At 41.1% G+C, this 16,968-nt stretch carries 16 protein-coding genes; 9 read left to right on the top strand and 7 right to left on the bottom strand.

Annotated elements, in window-relative coordinates:
- Positions 1–115 precede the first annotated feature (115 nt).
- From bioD to bioB, 4 genes are read right to left on the bottom strand one after another with little or no spacing between them, the layout of a single operon-like run.
- Entirely contained in the window at positions 116–799 is a 684-nt protein-coding gene (gene bioD / locus NYF15_RS15505) for a dethiobiotin synthase (protein WP_371354022.1), read from the bottom strand.
- A gap of 13 nt (positions 800–812) precedes the next feature.
- Positions 813–1,604, bottom strand: coding sequence for a methyltransferase domain-containing protein (locus NYF15_RS15500; RefSeq protein WP_237118536.1), 792 nt, complete (start codon positions 1,602–1,604; stop codon positions 813–815).
- Positions 1,601–2,734, bottom strand: a complete 1,134-nt coding sequence (locus tag NYF15_RS15495; protein ID WP_371354021.1) for an aminotransferase class I/II-fold pyridoxal phosphate-dependent enzyme — start codon at positions 2,732–2,734, stop codon at positions 1,601–1,603. Before NYF15_RS15495 ends, NYF15_RS15500 begins: the two co-directional genes overlap by 4 nt.
- A 7-nt stretch (positions 2,735–2,741) precedes the next feature.
- Positions 2,742–3,782 (bottom strand): biotin synthase BioB, encoded by a 1,041-nt coding sequence (bioB, locus tag NYF15_RS15490; RefSeq protein WP_054553903.1) that lies wholly within the window; start codon positions 3,780–3,782, stop codon positions 2,742–2,744.
- 98 nt (positions 3,783–3,880) lie between these two features.
- On the opposite strand from bioB, the gene bioA reads away from it, so the two are divergent.
- Positions 3,881–5,173, top strand: coding sequence for an adenosylmethionine--8-amino-7-oxononanoate transaminase (bioA, locus tag NYF15_RS15485; protein ID WP_371354020.1), 1,293 nt, complete (start codon positions 3,881–3,883; stop codon positions 5,171–5,173).
- Between the two features lie 33 nt (positions 5,174–5,206).
- Here bioA and NYF15_RS15480 read toward each other — a convergent pair whose 3' ends face one another.
- Entirely contained in the window at positions 5,207–5,641 is a 435-nt protein-coding gene (locus NYF15_RS15480; RefSeq protein ID WP_130149912.1) for an AAA family ATPase, read from the bottom strand.
- Positions 5,642–5,900: 259 nt separating this feature from the next.
- Between NYF15_RS15480 and asnS the strand changes: the two genes are divergently transcribed.
- Positions 5,901–7,298, top strand: coding sequence for an asparagine--tRNA ligase (gene asnS / locus NYF15_RS15475; RefSeq protein WP_130149913.1), 1,398 nt, complete (start codon positions 5,901–5,903; stop codon positions 7,296–7,298).
- Positions 7,299–7,434: 136 nt separating this feature from the next.
- Positions 7,435–8,364 carry a PstS family phosphate ABC transporter substrate-binding protein gene (locus tag NYF15_RS15470; protein WP_371354019.1) on the top strand — a complete coding sequence of 310 codons (930 nt, stop codon included), beginning with the start codon at positions 7,435–7,437 and terminating at the stop codon, positions 8,362–8,364.
- A 66-nt stretch (positions 8,365–8,430) separates the two neighbouring features.
- Here the strand turns inward: NYF15_RS15470 and NYF15_RS15465 are convergent, their stop codons facing one another.
- Both NYF15_RS15465 and NYF15_RS15460 read right to left on the bottom strand, forming a co-directional pair.
- Positions 8,431–9,357 carry an FAD-binding protein gene (locus NYF15_RS15465; RefSeq protein WP_371354018.1) on the bottom strand — a complete coding sequence of 309 codons (927 nt, stop codon included), beginning with the start codon at positions 9,355–9,357 and terminating at the stop codon, positions 8,431–8,433.
- Positions 9,358–10,107: an electron transfer flavoprotein subunit beta/FixA family protein gene (locus tag NYF15_RS15460; RefSeq protein ID WP_237118530.1), complete on the bottom strand. Its 750-nt coding sequence runs from the start codon at positions 10,105–10,107 to the stop codon at positions 9,358–9,360.
- Positions 10,108–10,300: 193 nt separating this feature from the next.
- Here NYF15_RS15460 and NYF15_RS15455 point away from each other — a divergent pair, with 193 nt between their 5' ends.
- From NYF15_RS15455 to NYF15_RS15430, 6 genes are all read left to right on the top strand, one after another.
- Positions 10,301–11,947, top strand: coding sequence for an electron transfer flavoprotein-ubiquinone oxidoreductase (locus NYF15_RS15455; protein WP_371354017.1), 1,647 nt, complete (start codon positions 10,301–10,303; stop codon positions 11,945–11,947).
- Positions 11,948–12,052: 105 nt separating this feature from the next.
- Complete coding sequence (locus NYF15_RS15450) at positions 12,053–12,517, top strand: acyl-CoA thioesterase (protein WP_130149918.1); 465 nt, start codon at positions 12,053–12,055, stop codon at positions 12,515–12,517.
- A 237-nt stretch (positions 12,518–12,754) separates the two neighbouring features.
- Positions 12,755–13,327: an outer membrane beta-barrel protein gene (locus NYF15_RS15445; RefSeq protein ID WP_237118528.1), complete on the top strand. Its 573-nt coding sequence runs from the start codon at positions 12,755–12,757 to the stop codon at positions 13,325–13,327.
- Between the two features lie 108 nt (positions 13,328–13,435).
- Positions 13,436–14,140 (top strand): tRNA (N6-threonylcarbamoyladenosine(37)-N6)-methyltransferase TrmO, encoded by a 705-nt coding sequence (tsaA, locus tag NYF15_RS15440; protein ID WP_237118527.1) that lies wholly within the window; start codon positions 13,436–13,438, stop codon positions 14,138–14,140.
- A 126-nt stretch (positions 14,141–14,266) separates the two neighbouring features.
- The gene (locus NYF15_RS15435) at positions 14,267–15,991 is read left to right on the top strand and encodes a proline--tRNA ligase (protein ID WP_371354016.1); all 1,725 of its coding nucleotides are present in this window, start codon (positions 14,267–14,269) and stop codon (positions 15,989–15,991) included.
- Positions 15,992–16,133: 142 nt separating this feature from the next.
- Positions 16,134–16,961, top strand: coding sequence for a UDP-2,3-diacylglucosamine diphosphatase (locus NYF15_RS15430; protein ID WP_371354015.1), 828 nt, complete (start codon positions 16,134–16,136; stop codon positions 16,959–16,961).
- The last annotated feature ends 7 nt before the right edge of the window (positions 16,962–16,968 follow it).

The raw sequence follows: 16,968 nt of genomic DNA, 5'->3' as shown, positions 1-16,968 counted from the left end.
GTTAATAAAATTATCTGGGTGTTCTACAAACTCAGTTTAGGGCTTATGCAATTGGTTGCAAGGAACTAATTGCAACCAATTGTGACAGAGTATGTCAAAAGTAACAACTCAATTATTATGGGTTGATAGATAAAATTTCAAGTAAGGTTTTGTAAATTTTTAATTTAGGAGTGCCGCCTGTATACGGACTAATCGCTAAAAGCGGGAAAGGTAGTGCTGATTTTAAAGTTTCTAAATTGGCGTCTTGTTCACGCATGTTTGGGTCTACATGATTTGCAATCCAACCCACACAATTTACACCGAGCGCCTTAAAGTGAGCTGCTGTAAGTAAAGCGTGATTTAGACAACCTAGTTTCATACCCACAACTAAAATTACATCCAGCTGCTGTGATTTAACCCAATCACTGAGCAAATCGGTTTCGTTGATAGGTAAACACCAACCCCCAGCTCCTTCTGTAAGAATATAATCGGTATTGAGTGCTTTTACATTCGCATAAGCAGCATCGAGCTTGTCAAATGTCAGTCTGTCGCCTACTTTGGCAGCTGCAATATGCGGTGCAATGGGGGGCTCATAGGTAAAGGGGTTAACTATGTTATATTTAACCCCAATTGATGAGCTTTCCATTAAGGTTAATGCATCATCATTAACTAGTTGGCCAAATGCCTCTTCTGCACCTGCTGCAATGGGTTTAAAACCAACCGCACGCTGTTTATGTTGTGCTAGTAAGTTTAATAATAAACTGGTGACATGGGTTTTTCCGGCATCGGTGTCTGTACCCGTGATAAAAAATTCTTTCATTTTTCAGTTAATTCTATTTTTCTAGTTCTAAAAGGACAACTTGATAGCTCACTCTAGCATGCCCATCAACCAGAGGGTATGCCTTACAAACACTATTAAGTGCCTGCCTTGTTAATAACCCTTGGCGCTTTTGCTTAGTTTGCAATGAAGTAGCACCAATCGCTTTTATCGAGCGCAGTGCTTCTAAGGGAGAGTTATAGGCATCTATATAACATCTATCGGCTGCAAAATTCAGTTTAAACCCCGCCAATTTTGCATACTCAATAATGTGACTAGCACTATGAAACTGATTAATATGGTTTTGCTCGTCTAAACAAGCAAAAGCCTGTTTGATCTCTTTGAGCGATCCATCTACCACGCAGCTTAAATAAACCTTACCACCTGCTTTTAGGGAATAAAAAAGACTTTTAAGTAGCCCTTTTAAATCAGCAGACCATTGCATTGCAAAATTACTAAACACACAATCAAGGGAGTTTTGCTGTAATGGTAGGTTATCCATATCAGCACACACTTTTAAACAACGCGGGCTTTGCTCTGTGCTTAGCATGGAATGACTTAAGTCCATTGCCAATACAGTATCAAAATGTGTTTTAAGCATTGCCGTGTTAACTAAAGGTCCAGCCCCTAAATCAAGACAAGTACCCTGCTGGTGTTTGCTTGCCATCATTTTAAATAAATGCGCAGCTGCTTGTTTTTGTACATTAGCATGGCTCGCGTAATTTGCAGCTGCTTTAGAGAACTTAGTTTGTGTTGTTAGCTTATTACTGTGTTGAAAGCTTAAAGACGCTTGCAGTTGAACACTCATAAACACTCCACTAGCGAATCAACCAGCTGTTTTATATCGTCAGCTTGATGTGCGCTACTTAGGGTTACCCTAAGTCGTGCCGTATTAAAAGGCACCGTGGGCGGTCTAATAGCGGTTAACCACACGCCTTTATCTTTAAGCTTATTAGCAACGGCAAGCGTGTGTTCTGCATCGCCCAATACCAAAGGCTGAATAGCCGTTGTTGATTCCATTAATGCTAAGTTATGTTCTTTTGCAAGCGCTCTAAAGTAGGCAATATTCTCTGTAAGCTGAGCGCGTCTCTTATCCGCCTTTAATAACTTTTCGAGTCGCTCAAGAGTACAACTTGCCATCAGTGGTGACATCGCCGTTGAATAAATGTATTCGCGATTAAACTGCAGCATGTAATCAATCATTTGTTTTGATGCAAGCAGGCAAGCACCACTACTAGCTAGTGCCTTGCCAAAGGTGATGATCAGTAAATCAGGCTTGATTGCCTCACAACTGCCTAAGCCTTGCTCGCCCAATACGCCAAAGCCATGAGCATCGTCAATCATCAGCCACGCATTGTATTGTTTAGCAAGTTTACAGAGTGCTTCAATAGGTGCTTGATCACCATCCATCGAAAAAACACCTTCACTCACAATAAGCTTATGCTTAGCTTTTGATTTTTGTAACCTAGATTCTAAGTGCTTAAGGTCGTTATGATTAAACCGCACCATGGCAGCGGCAGAATGAAGTCCACCATCAATTAAGCTGGCATGATTAAGCTTATCTTGAAAAATTGCCGATGATTGCGCCACGCTTTTATCTTGAAACAACGCTTTTAATACGCTGCTATTGGCACTAAATCCGCTATTAAATAACATAGCGCTTTCATAGCCTAATAACTCGCATAAACGCTGCTCAAGCTGTTGTTGTGGTTTATTATAACCATTCACTAATGCTGAGCTGTGGCTACCTAGTTGCTGCGTTTTTATTTCGATAAAATCATCCGCAAAGCCAAGGTAGTCATTACTGGCAAAATTTAAATACTGTTTACCTGCAACCTGAATAAAGCGCCCGCTCGATTGCTCTATAAGTTGACGCTTTCTCAGTAATGCATCTGCTTGTCGCTCAACAAGATGCTCGGCGATAAAATCAAAAGCCATTTAAATATTACGCTTCGTAAAATAATTCTGATGTTGCTTTATCAGCAACTTTTGATGAAAGTGATGCTGCAACCGCTTCATCAGAATAATCTTCACGGGTTTCTGGGTTCATGCCTAATTTTTTAATCAGCATCATATCTGCGTCTGCTTCAGGGTTTTCTGTAGTCAGTAGTTTATCACCGTAGAAAATTGAATTAGCGCCGGCAAAGAAACACATAGATTGCATTTGTTCATTCATCGCCGTACGACCAGCTGATAAACGAACATAGCTTTTCGGCATCATAATACGTGCAACTGCGATAGTACGAATAAACTCAAAATGATCTAAATCTTCAACATCTTCAAGTGGCGTACCTTTCACTTTAACCAACATATTAATTGGCACACTTTCTGGCTGTTGCGGCAAATTAGCTAATTGCATTAATAAACCAAAACGGTCAGCTGCCTGCTCGCCCATACCAACTATACCGCCAGAGCACACTTTCATGCCGGCATCACGCACGTTATCAATAGTGTTTAAACGGTCTTGATAAGTACGTGTTGTAATGATCTGTTGGTAATACTCAGGTGATGTATCTAGGTTATGGTTGTAGTAATCAAGACCCGCGTCTTTTAAAGCATGGGCTTTTTCGTTATCTAGCATACCAAGTGTCATACAGGTTTCAAGGCCAAGTTCTTTAACCTCTTTTACCATTTTTGAAATATAAGGCATGTCACGTTCTTTCGGATCAGACCACGCAGCGCCCATACAAAAACGGGTTGCGCCTTTTTCTTTGGCAACACGCGCTTGCTCAACCACTTTTTCTACTTCCATTAAGCGTTCACGGTCTAAGTCTGTTTTATAATGACCAGATTGAGGGCAATATTTGCAATCTTCTGGGCAAGCACCGGTTTTAATCGATAACAAAGTAGAAATTTGTACTTCATTTGGGTTGAAGTTTTCACGATGTACGCTGGCCGCTTTAAATAGCAAATCATTGAACGGCATTTCGAATAATGCTTTTACTTCTTGGTGAGTCCAATCGTGACGGACAACTGCGTGCTCCATAATAGTCTCTTTTTTTAAATTATTGGGACGGTTTGATTGGCTTAGTCTACGACTTGACGTAACATTGTCAACGAATCGAAGTGATATAAAGTTTACATATGATTAATAAGCAACCAATAGATTTAGATTTTGATCGTGAGCATATTTGGCACCCTTATACTTCTATGACTCAGCCCCTTCCCGTGTACCCTGTCAGTCATGCCAATGCAAATCGTATTTTCTTAGAAACAGGCGAAAGCCTAATAGATGGTATGGCCTCTTGGTGGAGTGCGATTCATGGTTACTGCCACCCTGTTTTAAATGAGGCAATCACCACACAGGTTAACAAAATGAGCCATGTCATGTTTGGTGGCTTAACTCATGAGCCCGCTGTTGAGCTGTGTAAAAAGCTAGTCAGTATGACACCTGAGTCACTCGATAAGGTGTTCTTAGCCGACAGTGGCTCTGTGAGTGTTGAAGTCGCCATAAAAATGGCCTTGCAATACTGGTTAAGCCAAGGTTATACCAGCAAACAAAAGTTAATGACGCCGCTTAAGGGCTACCACGGCGATACCTTTGCAGCCATGAGCGTTTGCGATCCGGTCAATTCAATGCATAGCATGTACTCAGGCTTTTTACCTGAGCATGTTTTTGTACCTGCGCCCAGTGCTAAATTTAATGGCGAGTTTAGTCCTGCAGAAGCTGATACCCTTGAGAGCTATTTTGCTGCTCACCATCAAGATGTTGCGGCATTTATCATTGAACCCATAGTGCAAAATGCCGGGGGCATGAATTTTTATCATCCTGATTACTTAAAGCACCTGCACATTCTTTGCGATAAGTATGATGTTTTACTTATTTGTGACGAAATCGCCACAGGCTTTGGCCGCACCGGCACCTTGTTTGCTGTTGAGCACGCCAATATAGAGCCTGATATTTTATGTATTGGCAAAGCATTAACTGGCGGCATGATGACGTTATCAGCAACATTAACCACCAGCAAAGTCGCTGTTGGTATCAGTGAAGGTGAAGCAGGCGTATTAATGCATGGCCCAACGTTTATGGGTAACCCGCTTGCGTGTGCCACGGCCTGCGCAAGTATTGATTTACTGTTAGAGCAGCCTTGGCAAGAACAAATTGAATATATAAATGATGTACTAACTACGCAGCTTGCTAAGTGTAAGCAGCTCGATGCGGTCGTTGATGTGCGAACATTGGGGGCAATTGGAGTTGTTGAGCTTAATCAAGCTGTTGATGTAGCAAAAATTCAACGCTTTTTTATCGAGCAAGGTGTGTGGATCCGCCCGTTTGGTAAATTAATTTACTTAATGCCACCCTACATAAGTGATGAACAGAGCTTAACTAACTTGTGTAACGCTATTTATGCAGCCATTGAACAACAGGCGTATTGAAAAGGAAGCTGATGCTTCCTTTTCCTTTAAACTTTACCATTCAAACATATAAGCCATTTTACTGATCATTCTAAGCGGTACTTTATGTTCACAGCGCTTCGCGTAAAGATGCTGCAATGATTTATCTTTAATTTCACCCACGATCACTTCTTTTACTTGATAACCCAATGCAGTAGCCGCTTGTGCGTAAGCGATAAATTCCCACTTTTTGATATTGGTGTTATCGACAATAACTAACGGGATTTCTTCAGCTAGCGCATTAATAAAACGCGCTAGGTTTAGGTTGTGGTATTCAGGTAACTTGTACTTATCAAATTGATACACACCTTCGCTATTGTAAAAATAATCATCTGTTGCGCACACTACATACTCACTTTCATTACCTGCTACCAACTCATCAGCAAGGCTTTGTGCGTAATATGATTTACCTGAGCCTGGTAAGCCGCGAAGAATAAAAACTTGTTTCATAGCACCTGTTATACAAATTAATTAAAGACTAAAGGACAGTAATTGTTAATAATGCCACAAAATAACCAATTAGCGCAGCGAGAATTTAAATAAACGCAAAATTTACGCAAATATTGCTGCTATTTTATCCAAATTAAGAAAAACTACTAAAGAGTATGCCTGAAATGTTTTTTTATTTGATTTACGAGGGTAAGATAGTCGATTCAAGTGCAATGCACAGCATATTAAATATTAGGCAACTTATATCATTGGAGTGAAGATGAGCCATTTAGCGATTTCAGAGCTATTAAAAGGCAAGGTTGCGGTAGACAGCCAAGTAACAGTAAAAGGCTGGATCCGTACACGCCGCGATTCAAAAGCAGGAATTTCATTTTTAGCCGTTCATGACGGTTCGTGTTTTGATCCTATTCAAGCGGTAGTACCTAATTCACTTAATAATTATGATGAAGTTACACGTTTAACAGCAGGCTGTTCAGTTTCGATTACGGGTGTACTGGTTAAATCAGAAGGCCAAGGTCAGTCTTTCGAAATTCAAGCCAACACTGTTGAAGTATTAGGTTGGGTAGAAAACCCAGATAGCTACCCTATGTCTGCTAAGCGTCACAGCATTGAATATTTACGCGAACACGCGCACCTTCGCCCTCGCACTAATATCATGGGCGCAGTAACACGTGTACGTAACTGCTTAGCTCAAGCGATTCACCGTTTTTATCATGAGCAAGGTTTCTACTGGATCAGCACACCAATCATCACTGCAAGTGACTGTGAAGGTGCAGGTGAAATGTTCCGTGTATCTACATTAGATATGCAAAACTTGCCGCGCACAGATAAAGGCGACATCGATTACAGTGAAGATTTCTTCGGTAAAGAAGCATTCTTAACAGTATCGGGCCAGTTAAACGGTGAGACATACGCATCTGCAATGTCAAAAATCTATACCTTTGGCCCTACTTTCCGTGCTGAGAACTCAAATACGTCTCGTCACTTAGCAGAGTTTTGGATGGTTGAACCTGAAGTTGCATTCGCAGATTTAGAAGATATCGCAAAACTTGCTGAAAACATGCTGAAATATGTTTTCAATGCGGTTTTAACAGAGCGTCGTGACGATATGGAATTCTTTGCACAGCGTGTTGAGAAGACAGCTATCTCTCGTTTAGAAGAGTTCGTGACTAAAGATTTCGCACAAGTTGATTACACTGATGCTATCGAAATCTTAAAAGCATGTGGCAAGAAATTCGAGTTCCCTGTTGAATGGGGTGTAGATTTACAATCTGAGCACGAGCGTTACCTTGCTGAAGAGCACTTTAACGCACCAGTGGTTATCAAAAACTACCCGCGTGATATTAAAGCATTCTACATGCGTCAAAACGAAGACGGCAAAACAGTCGCAGCAATGGACGTAGTTGCACCTGGTATTGGTGAAATCATCGGTGGCTCTCAACGTGAAGAACGTCTAGATGTATTAGATAAGCGTCTAGAAGAAATGGGCTTAGATAAAGAAGACTACAGCTGGTACCGTGACCTACGTAAATACGGAACTGTGCCACATTCTGGTTTTGGTTTAGGCTTTGAGCGTTTAGTTGCTTATGTAACAGGTATGGGCAACGTTCGTGACGTTATCGCCTTCCCACGTACTAAAGGTAGTGCAACATACTAATTTTAGTATTTATAGAAACCAGCCTATTGGCTGGTTTTTTTATGCCTAAAAATCATTATAAAACAATTCATTCTAGAAATTTTTAGTTAATGTTCTATAGTCATTAGACCTGCCAAAAAAGGATCTATTATTGGTTATGTTCATTCGCTCACTAAAAGTACTCACACTGACTTTCTTTTTCCTAGGTAAGTCTAGCTTCGCACTTGATGAAGACATTAATACAAAACCTATTTTAATTGCGGGTTCAACGTCTGTGACCGAGTTACTAATCCCACTTAAAGATGATATAAGCCTCGCTTTAGACAATACATTGCAGATAAGACCGATGGGCAGTGACAAAGGTGTAAAAGCGATTGCTGAGGGCCTTATCGATATAGGTACAACATCACGGTACCTAACGAAGCAAGAGCAAGAACAATGGCCTCATTTAAGGCAGATAATCATAGCGCAAGATGCGTTAACATTTATTGTTAACAGCGAACTAAATATTAAAAATTTGAGTATCACCACTCTCAAAAATATTTATCAAGGTAAAATAACCAAATGGTCAGACGCCTCTCAGTTAACGCCTGAATTAAGCAATAAAAATGATGAAATACTGCTTTTTAGTAAATCGACTCATCATGGCAGCTTCGATGTGTTTTTAGAATTTTTAGAACTGGACTATATCAAAGACCCTGAAAGTAACTTTATACGACTAAAAAATGCAGGTAATAGCGGTTTATTTTCAAATCAAAAAGTCGAACTGTATAACCAATTTAATCAAGCACTTGGTATAGTTCAGCGTATTCCAAATGCGATTGCCTATGACTCGTATGGTGCCATTAGTAACCTTGAAAATGATCGCCGCATCAATAAAGTAACGACTCTATCGATAAATGGCGTTAAACCTACTTTACAAAGCATAAGTGACGGCGAGTATGCGTTTGTACGACCGCTCATTTTAATTGTAAACACACGGTCTCCTCGTTCGAAGGAGATAGGTGTGAAACTTACTGCATTACTTAAATCGCAAAAACTAAAAGATAAAATACGTGAACATGGTTACCTACCCGTTCAGTTTTAGCCTCAAAAAATAAAAAAAGCTGTGCACCTAAGTGCAACAGCTTTTAACAACCAGAATCGTTATGAGTTACAGAGCGGTTTCTAGCTCTGGTAACACATCAAATAAATCAGCAACTAAACCGTAGTCAGCAACTTGGAAAATTGGCGCGTCAGGATCTTTATTGATGGCGACAATCACTTTAGAGTCTTTCATACCCGCTAAGTGTTGAATTGCACCACTAATACCTACAGCAATATATAAATCTGGCGCAACAATTTTACCGGTTTGACCGACTTGCATATCGTTCGGTACAAAACCCGCATCAACAGCAGCACGTGAAGCACCAATGGCTGCGCCAAGTTTGTCGGCAATGCCATTTAGTAGTGCAAAGTTTTCACCATTTTGCATACCGCGGCCACCTGAAATAACCACAGGTGCTGCCGTTAGCTCAGGACGCTCTGATTCAGTTTGTTCTTCTGATACAAACTCACTCAAGCCAACTGAACCTTTACACGTAACACTTGTTACAGACACTGGCGCTTGCTCTGATGCAACATCAAAGCTACTGGCACGAACGGTAATCACCTTTTTGCTATCAAGCGATTTAACTGTCGCAATTGCATTACCCGCATAAATAGGACGCTTAAAGGTATCTACATCAATTACATCGATTATTTCAGAGATTTGTGCAACATCTAACAGTGCCGCAACACGTGGCATAAAGTTTTTACCGGTTGTTGTAGCGCTTGCGACAATGTGTGAATAGTTATCTGCTAAAGATAAAACCAGATCCGCTAGGTTTTCTGCAAGCTGATGAGCATAAGCGGTATCATCGGCAATAAGTACATTGCTTACACCTGCAATTGATGCCGCTTGCTCGCTCATTGCAGATAAATTTTCGCCTGCTAGTAATAAATCTACATCAAAGCCTAGTTTAACAGCAGCAGTAATCGTTTTATTGGTTTCAGGCTTTAGAACACCTTTGTCGTGTTCGGCTATCACTAATGTTTTCATTTAGATCACCTTCGCTTCTGTTTTTAACTTTTCAACCAATGTCGCCACATCTTCTACGATAATGCCGCCACTGCGTTTTTCAGGCTCGTTGACTTCAACCAACTGTACACGTGGCGCAAGGTCTACACCTAGGCTATCAGCAGCAATCACATCAAGTTGTTTACGTTTTGCTTTCATAATGTTTGGTAATGAAGCATAACGCGGTTCATTTAAACGTAAGTCTGTGGTTACAATAGCAGGTAGTTTAAGAGCGACTGTTTGTAAACCACCGTCTACTTCACGCGTTACATTAACTGTACCCGCTTGTACATCAACTTTAGACGCAAACGTACCTTGGCCACGACCTGTTAGAGCAGCAAGCATTTGACCGGTTTGATTGTTGTCAGAGTCAATCGATTGCTTACCTAAAATAACCAGCTCAGGTGATTCTTGCTCTACAATCTTGCTCAGTAATTTAGCAACATGTAAAGACTCAAGCTTTTCTTCTGTTTCAATATGAATGGCTTTATCAGCACCCAGTGCTAATGCAGTACGTAATTGCTCTTGAGATGATTTATTACCAATAGTCACAGCAACAACCTCAGTGGCTGTCCCTGCTTCTTTTAAACGAATAGCTTCTTCAATTGCAATTTCACAAAACGGGTTCATCGCCATTTTTACATTAGCTAGATCAACATCCGTTTTGTCGGCTTTAACGCGTGCTTTGACGTTGTAGTCAATTACTCTTTTAATTGGAACAAGGACTTTCATCGTGACTCCATCAATTGTGTGTTCTCAAAGTTGACCTAAACGTCAACTTATTTATTTTATGAATTCAGACTACTTCCTGTTGACGTAAACGTCAACCTAAAATAACCTTAAAGTATTCACAGCCTGTAACGTTTCATTTGCAAGTATGAAATAAGGTTCTTTACAGCAGGTCCGTCACCGAGAAGAGGTTTATATGGTCGAACGCGAAGTCATGGAATTTGATGTAGTCATCGTAGGCGCAGGCCCAGCAGGTTTATCAACTGCAATTAGATTGGCTCAACAAGCACAAGAAAAACAACAAGAATTAATGATCTGTGTGGTAGAAAAAGGCTCTGAGGTGGGCGCGCACATTTTATCTGGCGCGGTTTTTGAAACCAAAGCATTGGATGAATTACTACCCGATTGGCAGTCATTAGGTGCTCCAGTTACCACTAAAGTAACGCAAGATGATATTTACTGGTTCAATAACAGTGACAAAGCCACCAGCATCCCCCACTTTGCTAGCCCTAAAACATTCCATAACGAAGGCAATTACATTGTTTCTATGGGTAATGTCTGTCGTTTTTTAGCTGAACAAGCGGAAAACCTAGGGGTAGAAATCTTCCCTGGCTTTAGTGCGCACTCATTAATTATTGAAGACGAGACCGTAAAAGGCATTATCACTGGCGATATGGGTCTTGATAAAGATGGCAATGAAAAAGATGGTTACATGCCAGGTATGGAGCTCAGAGCTAAATACACGGTATTTGCTGAAGGCTGCCGTGGCCATTTAGGTAAAGAGCTAATCAAACACTTTGCCCTTGATAAAGATGCGTCACCACAGCATTACGGTTTAGGGTTCAAAGAAATTTGGCAAATCGATCCGAATAAACATAAAGAAGGCACTGTAGTTCATGGCACTGGTTGGCCTTTAACCGGTGATACCAGCGGCGGTGCGTTTATGTATCACAGCGACAACAACCAAGTTGTGGTGGGCTTGATAGTTGACCTTAACTATTCAAATCCACATTTGAGCCCGTTTGATGAATTCCAGCGCATGAAGCATCACCCTGTCTTTAAAGATGTTTTAGAAGGCGGTGAACGTATAGCCTATGGCGCCAGAGCCATTGCCAAAGGCGGCCTGCGTTCATTACCGAAAATGCACTTCCCGGGTGGTTTACTTGTAGGTTGTGATGCCGGCACATTAAACTTTGCTAAGATCAAAGGTAATCATACAGCGATGAAATCAGGCATGGTTGCCGCTGATGTAATCGTAGAAGCTCTTAGCGACGGTAAAGAAAATGCCGATTTAGCTGAATATAAAACGGCTTTTGAACTAAGCTGGGCGTATAAAGAGCTCTTCCAATCGCGTAACTTTGGCCCTGTTATGCACAAACTCGGTAAGTTCTTAGGGGGGGCTTATAACACCCTAGATCAAAACCTCTTTGGTGGCAGCTTACCGTTTAACTTTGAAGATAACATACCAGATCATGCCACCTTAGTTGCTGCGGATCAGGCCGAAAAAATCGACTATCCGAGAGCAGATGGCAAGCTTAGCTTCGATAAACTTTCATCGGTGTTTTTATCAAATACCAACCATGAAGAATCACAGCCATGTCATTTAAGGCTAAAAGATAACTCGATTCCTATTGCAGTTAATTTGCCACAATTTGATGAACCAGCACAACGCTACTGCCCTGCTGGCGTTTACGAAGTACAAGAAGTCGAAGGTGAGAAAGAGTTTGTGATCAATTCACAAAACTGTGTGCACTGTAAAACGTGTGACATAAAAGACCCGAGCCAAAACATTACATGGGTAACACCTGAAGGTGCTGGCGGGCCAAACTACCCTAACATGTAATAACGCACGTTACTCATTTAATTAAAATTTATCCTAAATTGCAGGGGCTTCGGCCCCTTTTTTAGGCTATGCTGAAATTGTCGTGTTTAAAATAGTGAGCAAAATATGCCGTCTTCAAGTGTAACCTTTCGTTTTTTAGCTGAACCTACCGATGTCAATTTTGGCGGTAAGGTTCATGGTGGTGTAGTAATGAAGTGGATTGACCAAGCTGGTTATGCCTGTGCTGCGGGTTGGAGTGGTCATTACTGCGTTACTGTATCTGTTGCGGGTGTAAAGTTTCAACGCCCTATTTTGGTTGGTCAAATTGTCGAAGTAAAAGCCAGTATTGCCCACACAGGTAAAACCAGCATGCAAATCTTTATTCAAGTACGCTGCGGAGACCCAAAAACACAAAATCTCGTTGAGACCAATCATTGTGTAATTAGTTTTATTGCCATGGATGAAGCAGGTTACCCAATCGAGGTGCCTACTTACACTGCGGTTACTGATGAAGAAAAGAAAATCGAGAACTATGCAATAAAAATGAAAGAAATAGCCATAGAAACAGAAACATTGCTACAAAAAGCATAATTTGGCCCAGCTTGGTATTTTTAAACTGTACCTAGTAACTTCTACAGGGCAGCCTGAAATTGTTACGAGCGCCAAACTGAATGGCTGATTACAGTTTCAACAAACTGTGCAAAAAATCACTCATTTAGGCCTGAAAACAATGCTTTAGGCCTAGATAACAGTCTGGCACGGTCACTGCAATACTCCTTGGGAATGAAGCGAAACATTCGTTTATTTATTTTATAAAGGAGCTATTAAATGATTAAAGCAATCTCAATTTCTGCAATTTCTCTAGCACTACTAGGTTTCAACAATGCTGCACATGCAGATATTACCGAGATGGATTCACCACGTATTTATACTGGTATTGGTTATGGCCAATATTCATTTGAATTTGAAGACAGTGAAAACGACACTGACTTTGATGACGATTCACAAATGCTAAAAGGTTATGTTGGTACTCAATTCAATAAATACTTAAGCCTTGAACTTGCGTACCAAAATTTCGACGAAGCAAGCGATATTGATTCTAAAGTTGAGCTTGATGGTATCTCACTAGCTGCGCGTTTAGCGGCACCAATCACCGATAGCTTTTCTGTTTACGCAAAAGGTGGCTGGCTTGAATGGGATGCTGAAGTAGAGCAAGATTTAGGCGAACTTGGTAGCATTAGCGCCGATACTGATGGTGGTGATGTGTTTTATGGTGCAGGTATTGAGTATGCTTTCACAACAAACATGCAAGTACGTTTAGAGTATGAACGTTACGAATTAGAAGATGATATTGACCCTGATATGGATGTGGCTTCGGTATCATTCCAATACATGTTCTAATTTAGACCTAGCAGTCTAATTATTAAAAAGGCAGTCTCGACTGCCTTTTTTTGCGCTTACATGTAATGCATGTAAAATGTCGGCAGATTTTCTTAACGACAATGCACAATGAGCGAATACCAATTAACTGCCGTCGGCCACATTCAATCTCCTTATAAACAAAAGTTTGCCATACCTCGTCAACCTCGTTTGGTTCCTGAAGCGAAAGCAAAGCTGGTATTCAGTAGCGATTTCAATCGCGAAGAGTTTGTACGTGGTCTCGATGAATTTAGCCATATTTGGTTATTATTCAGATTTCATGAAACCGCTGATAAAGGCTACTCAGCAATGGTGAGACCCCCTCGCCTTGGCGGAAATGAACGTAAAGGTGTATTTGCAACACGTGCTACCTTTCGCCCTAATGCCATTGGCATGAGTGCTGTAAAACTTGAGGGCATTGAATATAAAAATGGTCAGTTAAGCTTATTGCTTTCAGGTATCGATTTACTCGATGGCACACCGATTTTAGACATTAAGCCATATTTGCCCTACTCAGATGCCATGACCGATGCCACCGCAGGCTTTGCCGATACCCGACCAGAAACCGATATGAGTGTCGAGTTCAGTGATGAAGCGCTTGCGTTTATCGAAAAACAAACTGAACAACCAGAATTAAAAGCCTTCATTAGTAATGTATTAAAGCAAGATCCTCGCCCAGCTTATAAAAAGCAACGCGAGTCTGAGCAAAGCTACGGCATGACCTTATATGATTTCAATATTAGGTGGCAAGTTCGGGATAATCATAATACAGTGACCAGCATTGAAAAATGCTAGACTTTTTGCACTTTTTTTAACACATAGCGCTTTAGTGTCAGTGCGTCCACTGGTAAACTTGGCGACTTGTTATTACTCAAACGTCTTGAGTAAACGATAATAATTTTAACACTACTTGGAATAGAGATGCGTACCAGTCAATATATACTCGCAACACTTAAAGAAACTCCGTCTGATGCAGAAATTGTTTCTCATCAATTAATGCTACGAGCAGGCATGATCCGCCGCGTTGCGTCGGGTTTGTATACATGGTTGCCCTCTGGTCTACGCGTACTTAAAAAAGTAGAAAACATTGTACGTGAAGAAATGGATAAAGCAGGCGCTATCGAAATGTTAATGCCTATTATCCAACCAGCTGACCTTTGGGAAGAGTCTGGTCGTTGGGAGCAATTTGGTCCTGAATTACTGCGCATCAATGACCGTCATAACCGTCCATTTGCCCTTGGTCCAACACACGAAGAAGTGATCACTGATTTTGTGCGCAAAGAAGTGAGCTCTTATAAGCAATTACCACTGACTCTTTATCAAGTACAAACTAAAGTACGTGACGAAGTTCGGCCTCGTTTTGGTGTAATGCGTGCCCGTGAATTCACTATGAAAGATGCTTACTCTTTCCACTTAAGTGATGAGTGTTTAGAGCAGACATACCAAGTAATGCACAAAGCTTACTGCAACATTTTTGAACGCCTTGGTCTTGATTACCGCCCTGTTATCGCGGATACCGGCTCTATCGGTGGTAGCGTATCACACGAGTTCCATGTACTTGCAGAATCAGGTGAAGATGCAATCGCATTTAGTGATGCAAGTGATTACGCTGCAAACATCGAAAAAGCAGAAGCGCTCGCGCCAACTGAAGAGCGCCCAGCAGCAACTAAAGAGTTAAAAGCATTCCCAACGCCTGATGCAAAAACCATTGCTGAGCTTAAACAGCACTACGGTGTTAAACCTCATCGCGGCGTTAAAACATTAATCGTGTATGGTGCGCCAGATGAGAACGAACAACGTGGTTTAGTGGCGCTTGTATTACGTGGCGACCATGAGCTAAACGAGTTGAAAGCTGAAAAGCACCCGCTTGTAGACTCACCGCTTGAAATGGCGAAAGAAGAAGACATCGTTGCTGCTATTGGCGCAAAACCTGGCTCATTAGGTCCTGTAGGTCTTAAAATGCCAATTATTGTTGACCGTTCAGCTAACATAATGGCTGATTTTGTTGCGGGTGCGAATAAAGACGACGAACACTACAGCGGCATTAACTGGGATCGCGATGTAGAAAACTACGAAGTTGCTGATATTCGTAACATCGTTGAAGGCGACCCAAGCCCTTGTGGTCAAGGGTCACTGCAAATTAAACGTGGTATTGAAGTTGGTCACATTTTCCAACTAGGTACTAAGTACTCAGAAGCAATGAAAGCAGGCGTTCTGAGTGAATCAGGTAAAAACCAAGTCATGACGATGGGTTGTTACGGTATTGGTGTTTCACGTATCGTGGCTGCTGCCATTGAGCAAAACAACGACCAATACGGTATTAAATGGCCACAACCTATCGCGCCATTTGATTTAGCGATCGTACCGATGAACATGCATAAGTCTCACCGTATTCCTGATATTGCAAATAACCTTTACAAAGGTTTAAAAGATGCAGGTTTAGATGTGTTATTTGATGACCGTAAAGAGCGCCCTGGTGTAATGTTTAACGATATGGAACTTCTAGGTGTACCTTTCACACTCGTTATTGGTGAGCGTAATCTTGATGAAAATAAGGTTGAGCTTAAAAACCGTCGTACCGGTGAAAAGTTAATGCTTGATTTAGACACAGCAGTGGCAGAGATCGCAGCATTGACTAAAGGCTAATTAAGTCAGCTCCAGAAAATATAAAAAACCGCTTCGGCGGTTTTTTTATTTTTATCAATTGTCATAGATGTTTCGCTAAAGCGTCTTTTAACTGTCATTGATTCTGCCTAGCATTTACTTTATTACACCATGAGTAAATGCCATGAATAACACCACTTGCAGTAATAAAACCCACTATCCTGCCGTTTGGATTTCCGACGTTCACTTAGGTTACAAAGACTGCCAAGCGCAGTACTTACTAGACTTTTTAAATGCCATTGAATGCGATGTACTGTATTTGGTCGGTGATATTGTTGATTTATGGTCGATGAAACGACAATTTTTCTGGCACCCTAGCCATTATGATGTGTTAGCGCTTATTCAACAAAAAGCGAAAGATGGCACTCGCGTGATCTATATACCAGGTAACCACGACGAAACGTTTCGCCAGTATGTCGATGAGTCTTTATTTGGTATTGAAGTACATCAGCAATATATCCACACAACAAAAGCCAATAAACGTTTTTTACTTTTGCACGGCGATGATTTCGACTCAGCAACCCGTTACAACAAGTTAATTAGTATTGCAGGCGATGCAGGATACGACTTACTGTTATTTTTAAATCGCTGGACTAATCGCATCCGCCGGTTATTCGGTGGTCATTATTGGTCGTTGGCGTCATGGATCAAAGCACGAGTGCATAAAGCCCGTGAAGCAATTGATGCATTCGAAAAAGCAGCTATTCATGAAGCGAAAAAGCAAGGTGTGGACGGTATTATATGTGGCCATATTCACCACCCAGCCGTTAAAGTAGTTGATGGTATTTTATATTGTAATGATGGCGACTGGATAGAAAACTGTACGGCTCTTGTAGAGAATGACTGTGGAAGAATTGAATTACTTCACTGGAGTGAAACACAAAAAGTAATTCATTCAGCAGACATCAGCAAGCTAATGCCAAATCCCGCTCATAATAAAGATGCCGCATAGCCAAACT

The organism is Pseudoalteromonas sp. 68 DY56-GL68, assembly GCF_041414825.1.
Classification (GTDB): domain Bacteria; phylum Pseudomonadota; class Gammaproteobacteria; order Enterobacterales; family Alteromonadaceae; genus Pseudoalteromonas.
Note: the sequence above shows the minus strand (reverse complement) of the source record. Positions and strands in the feature narration are given on the sequence as shown.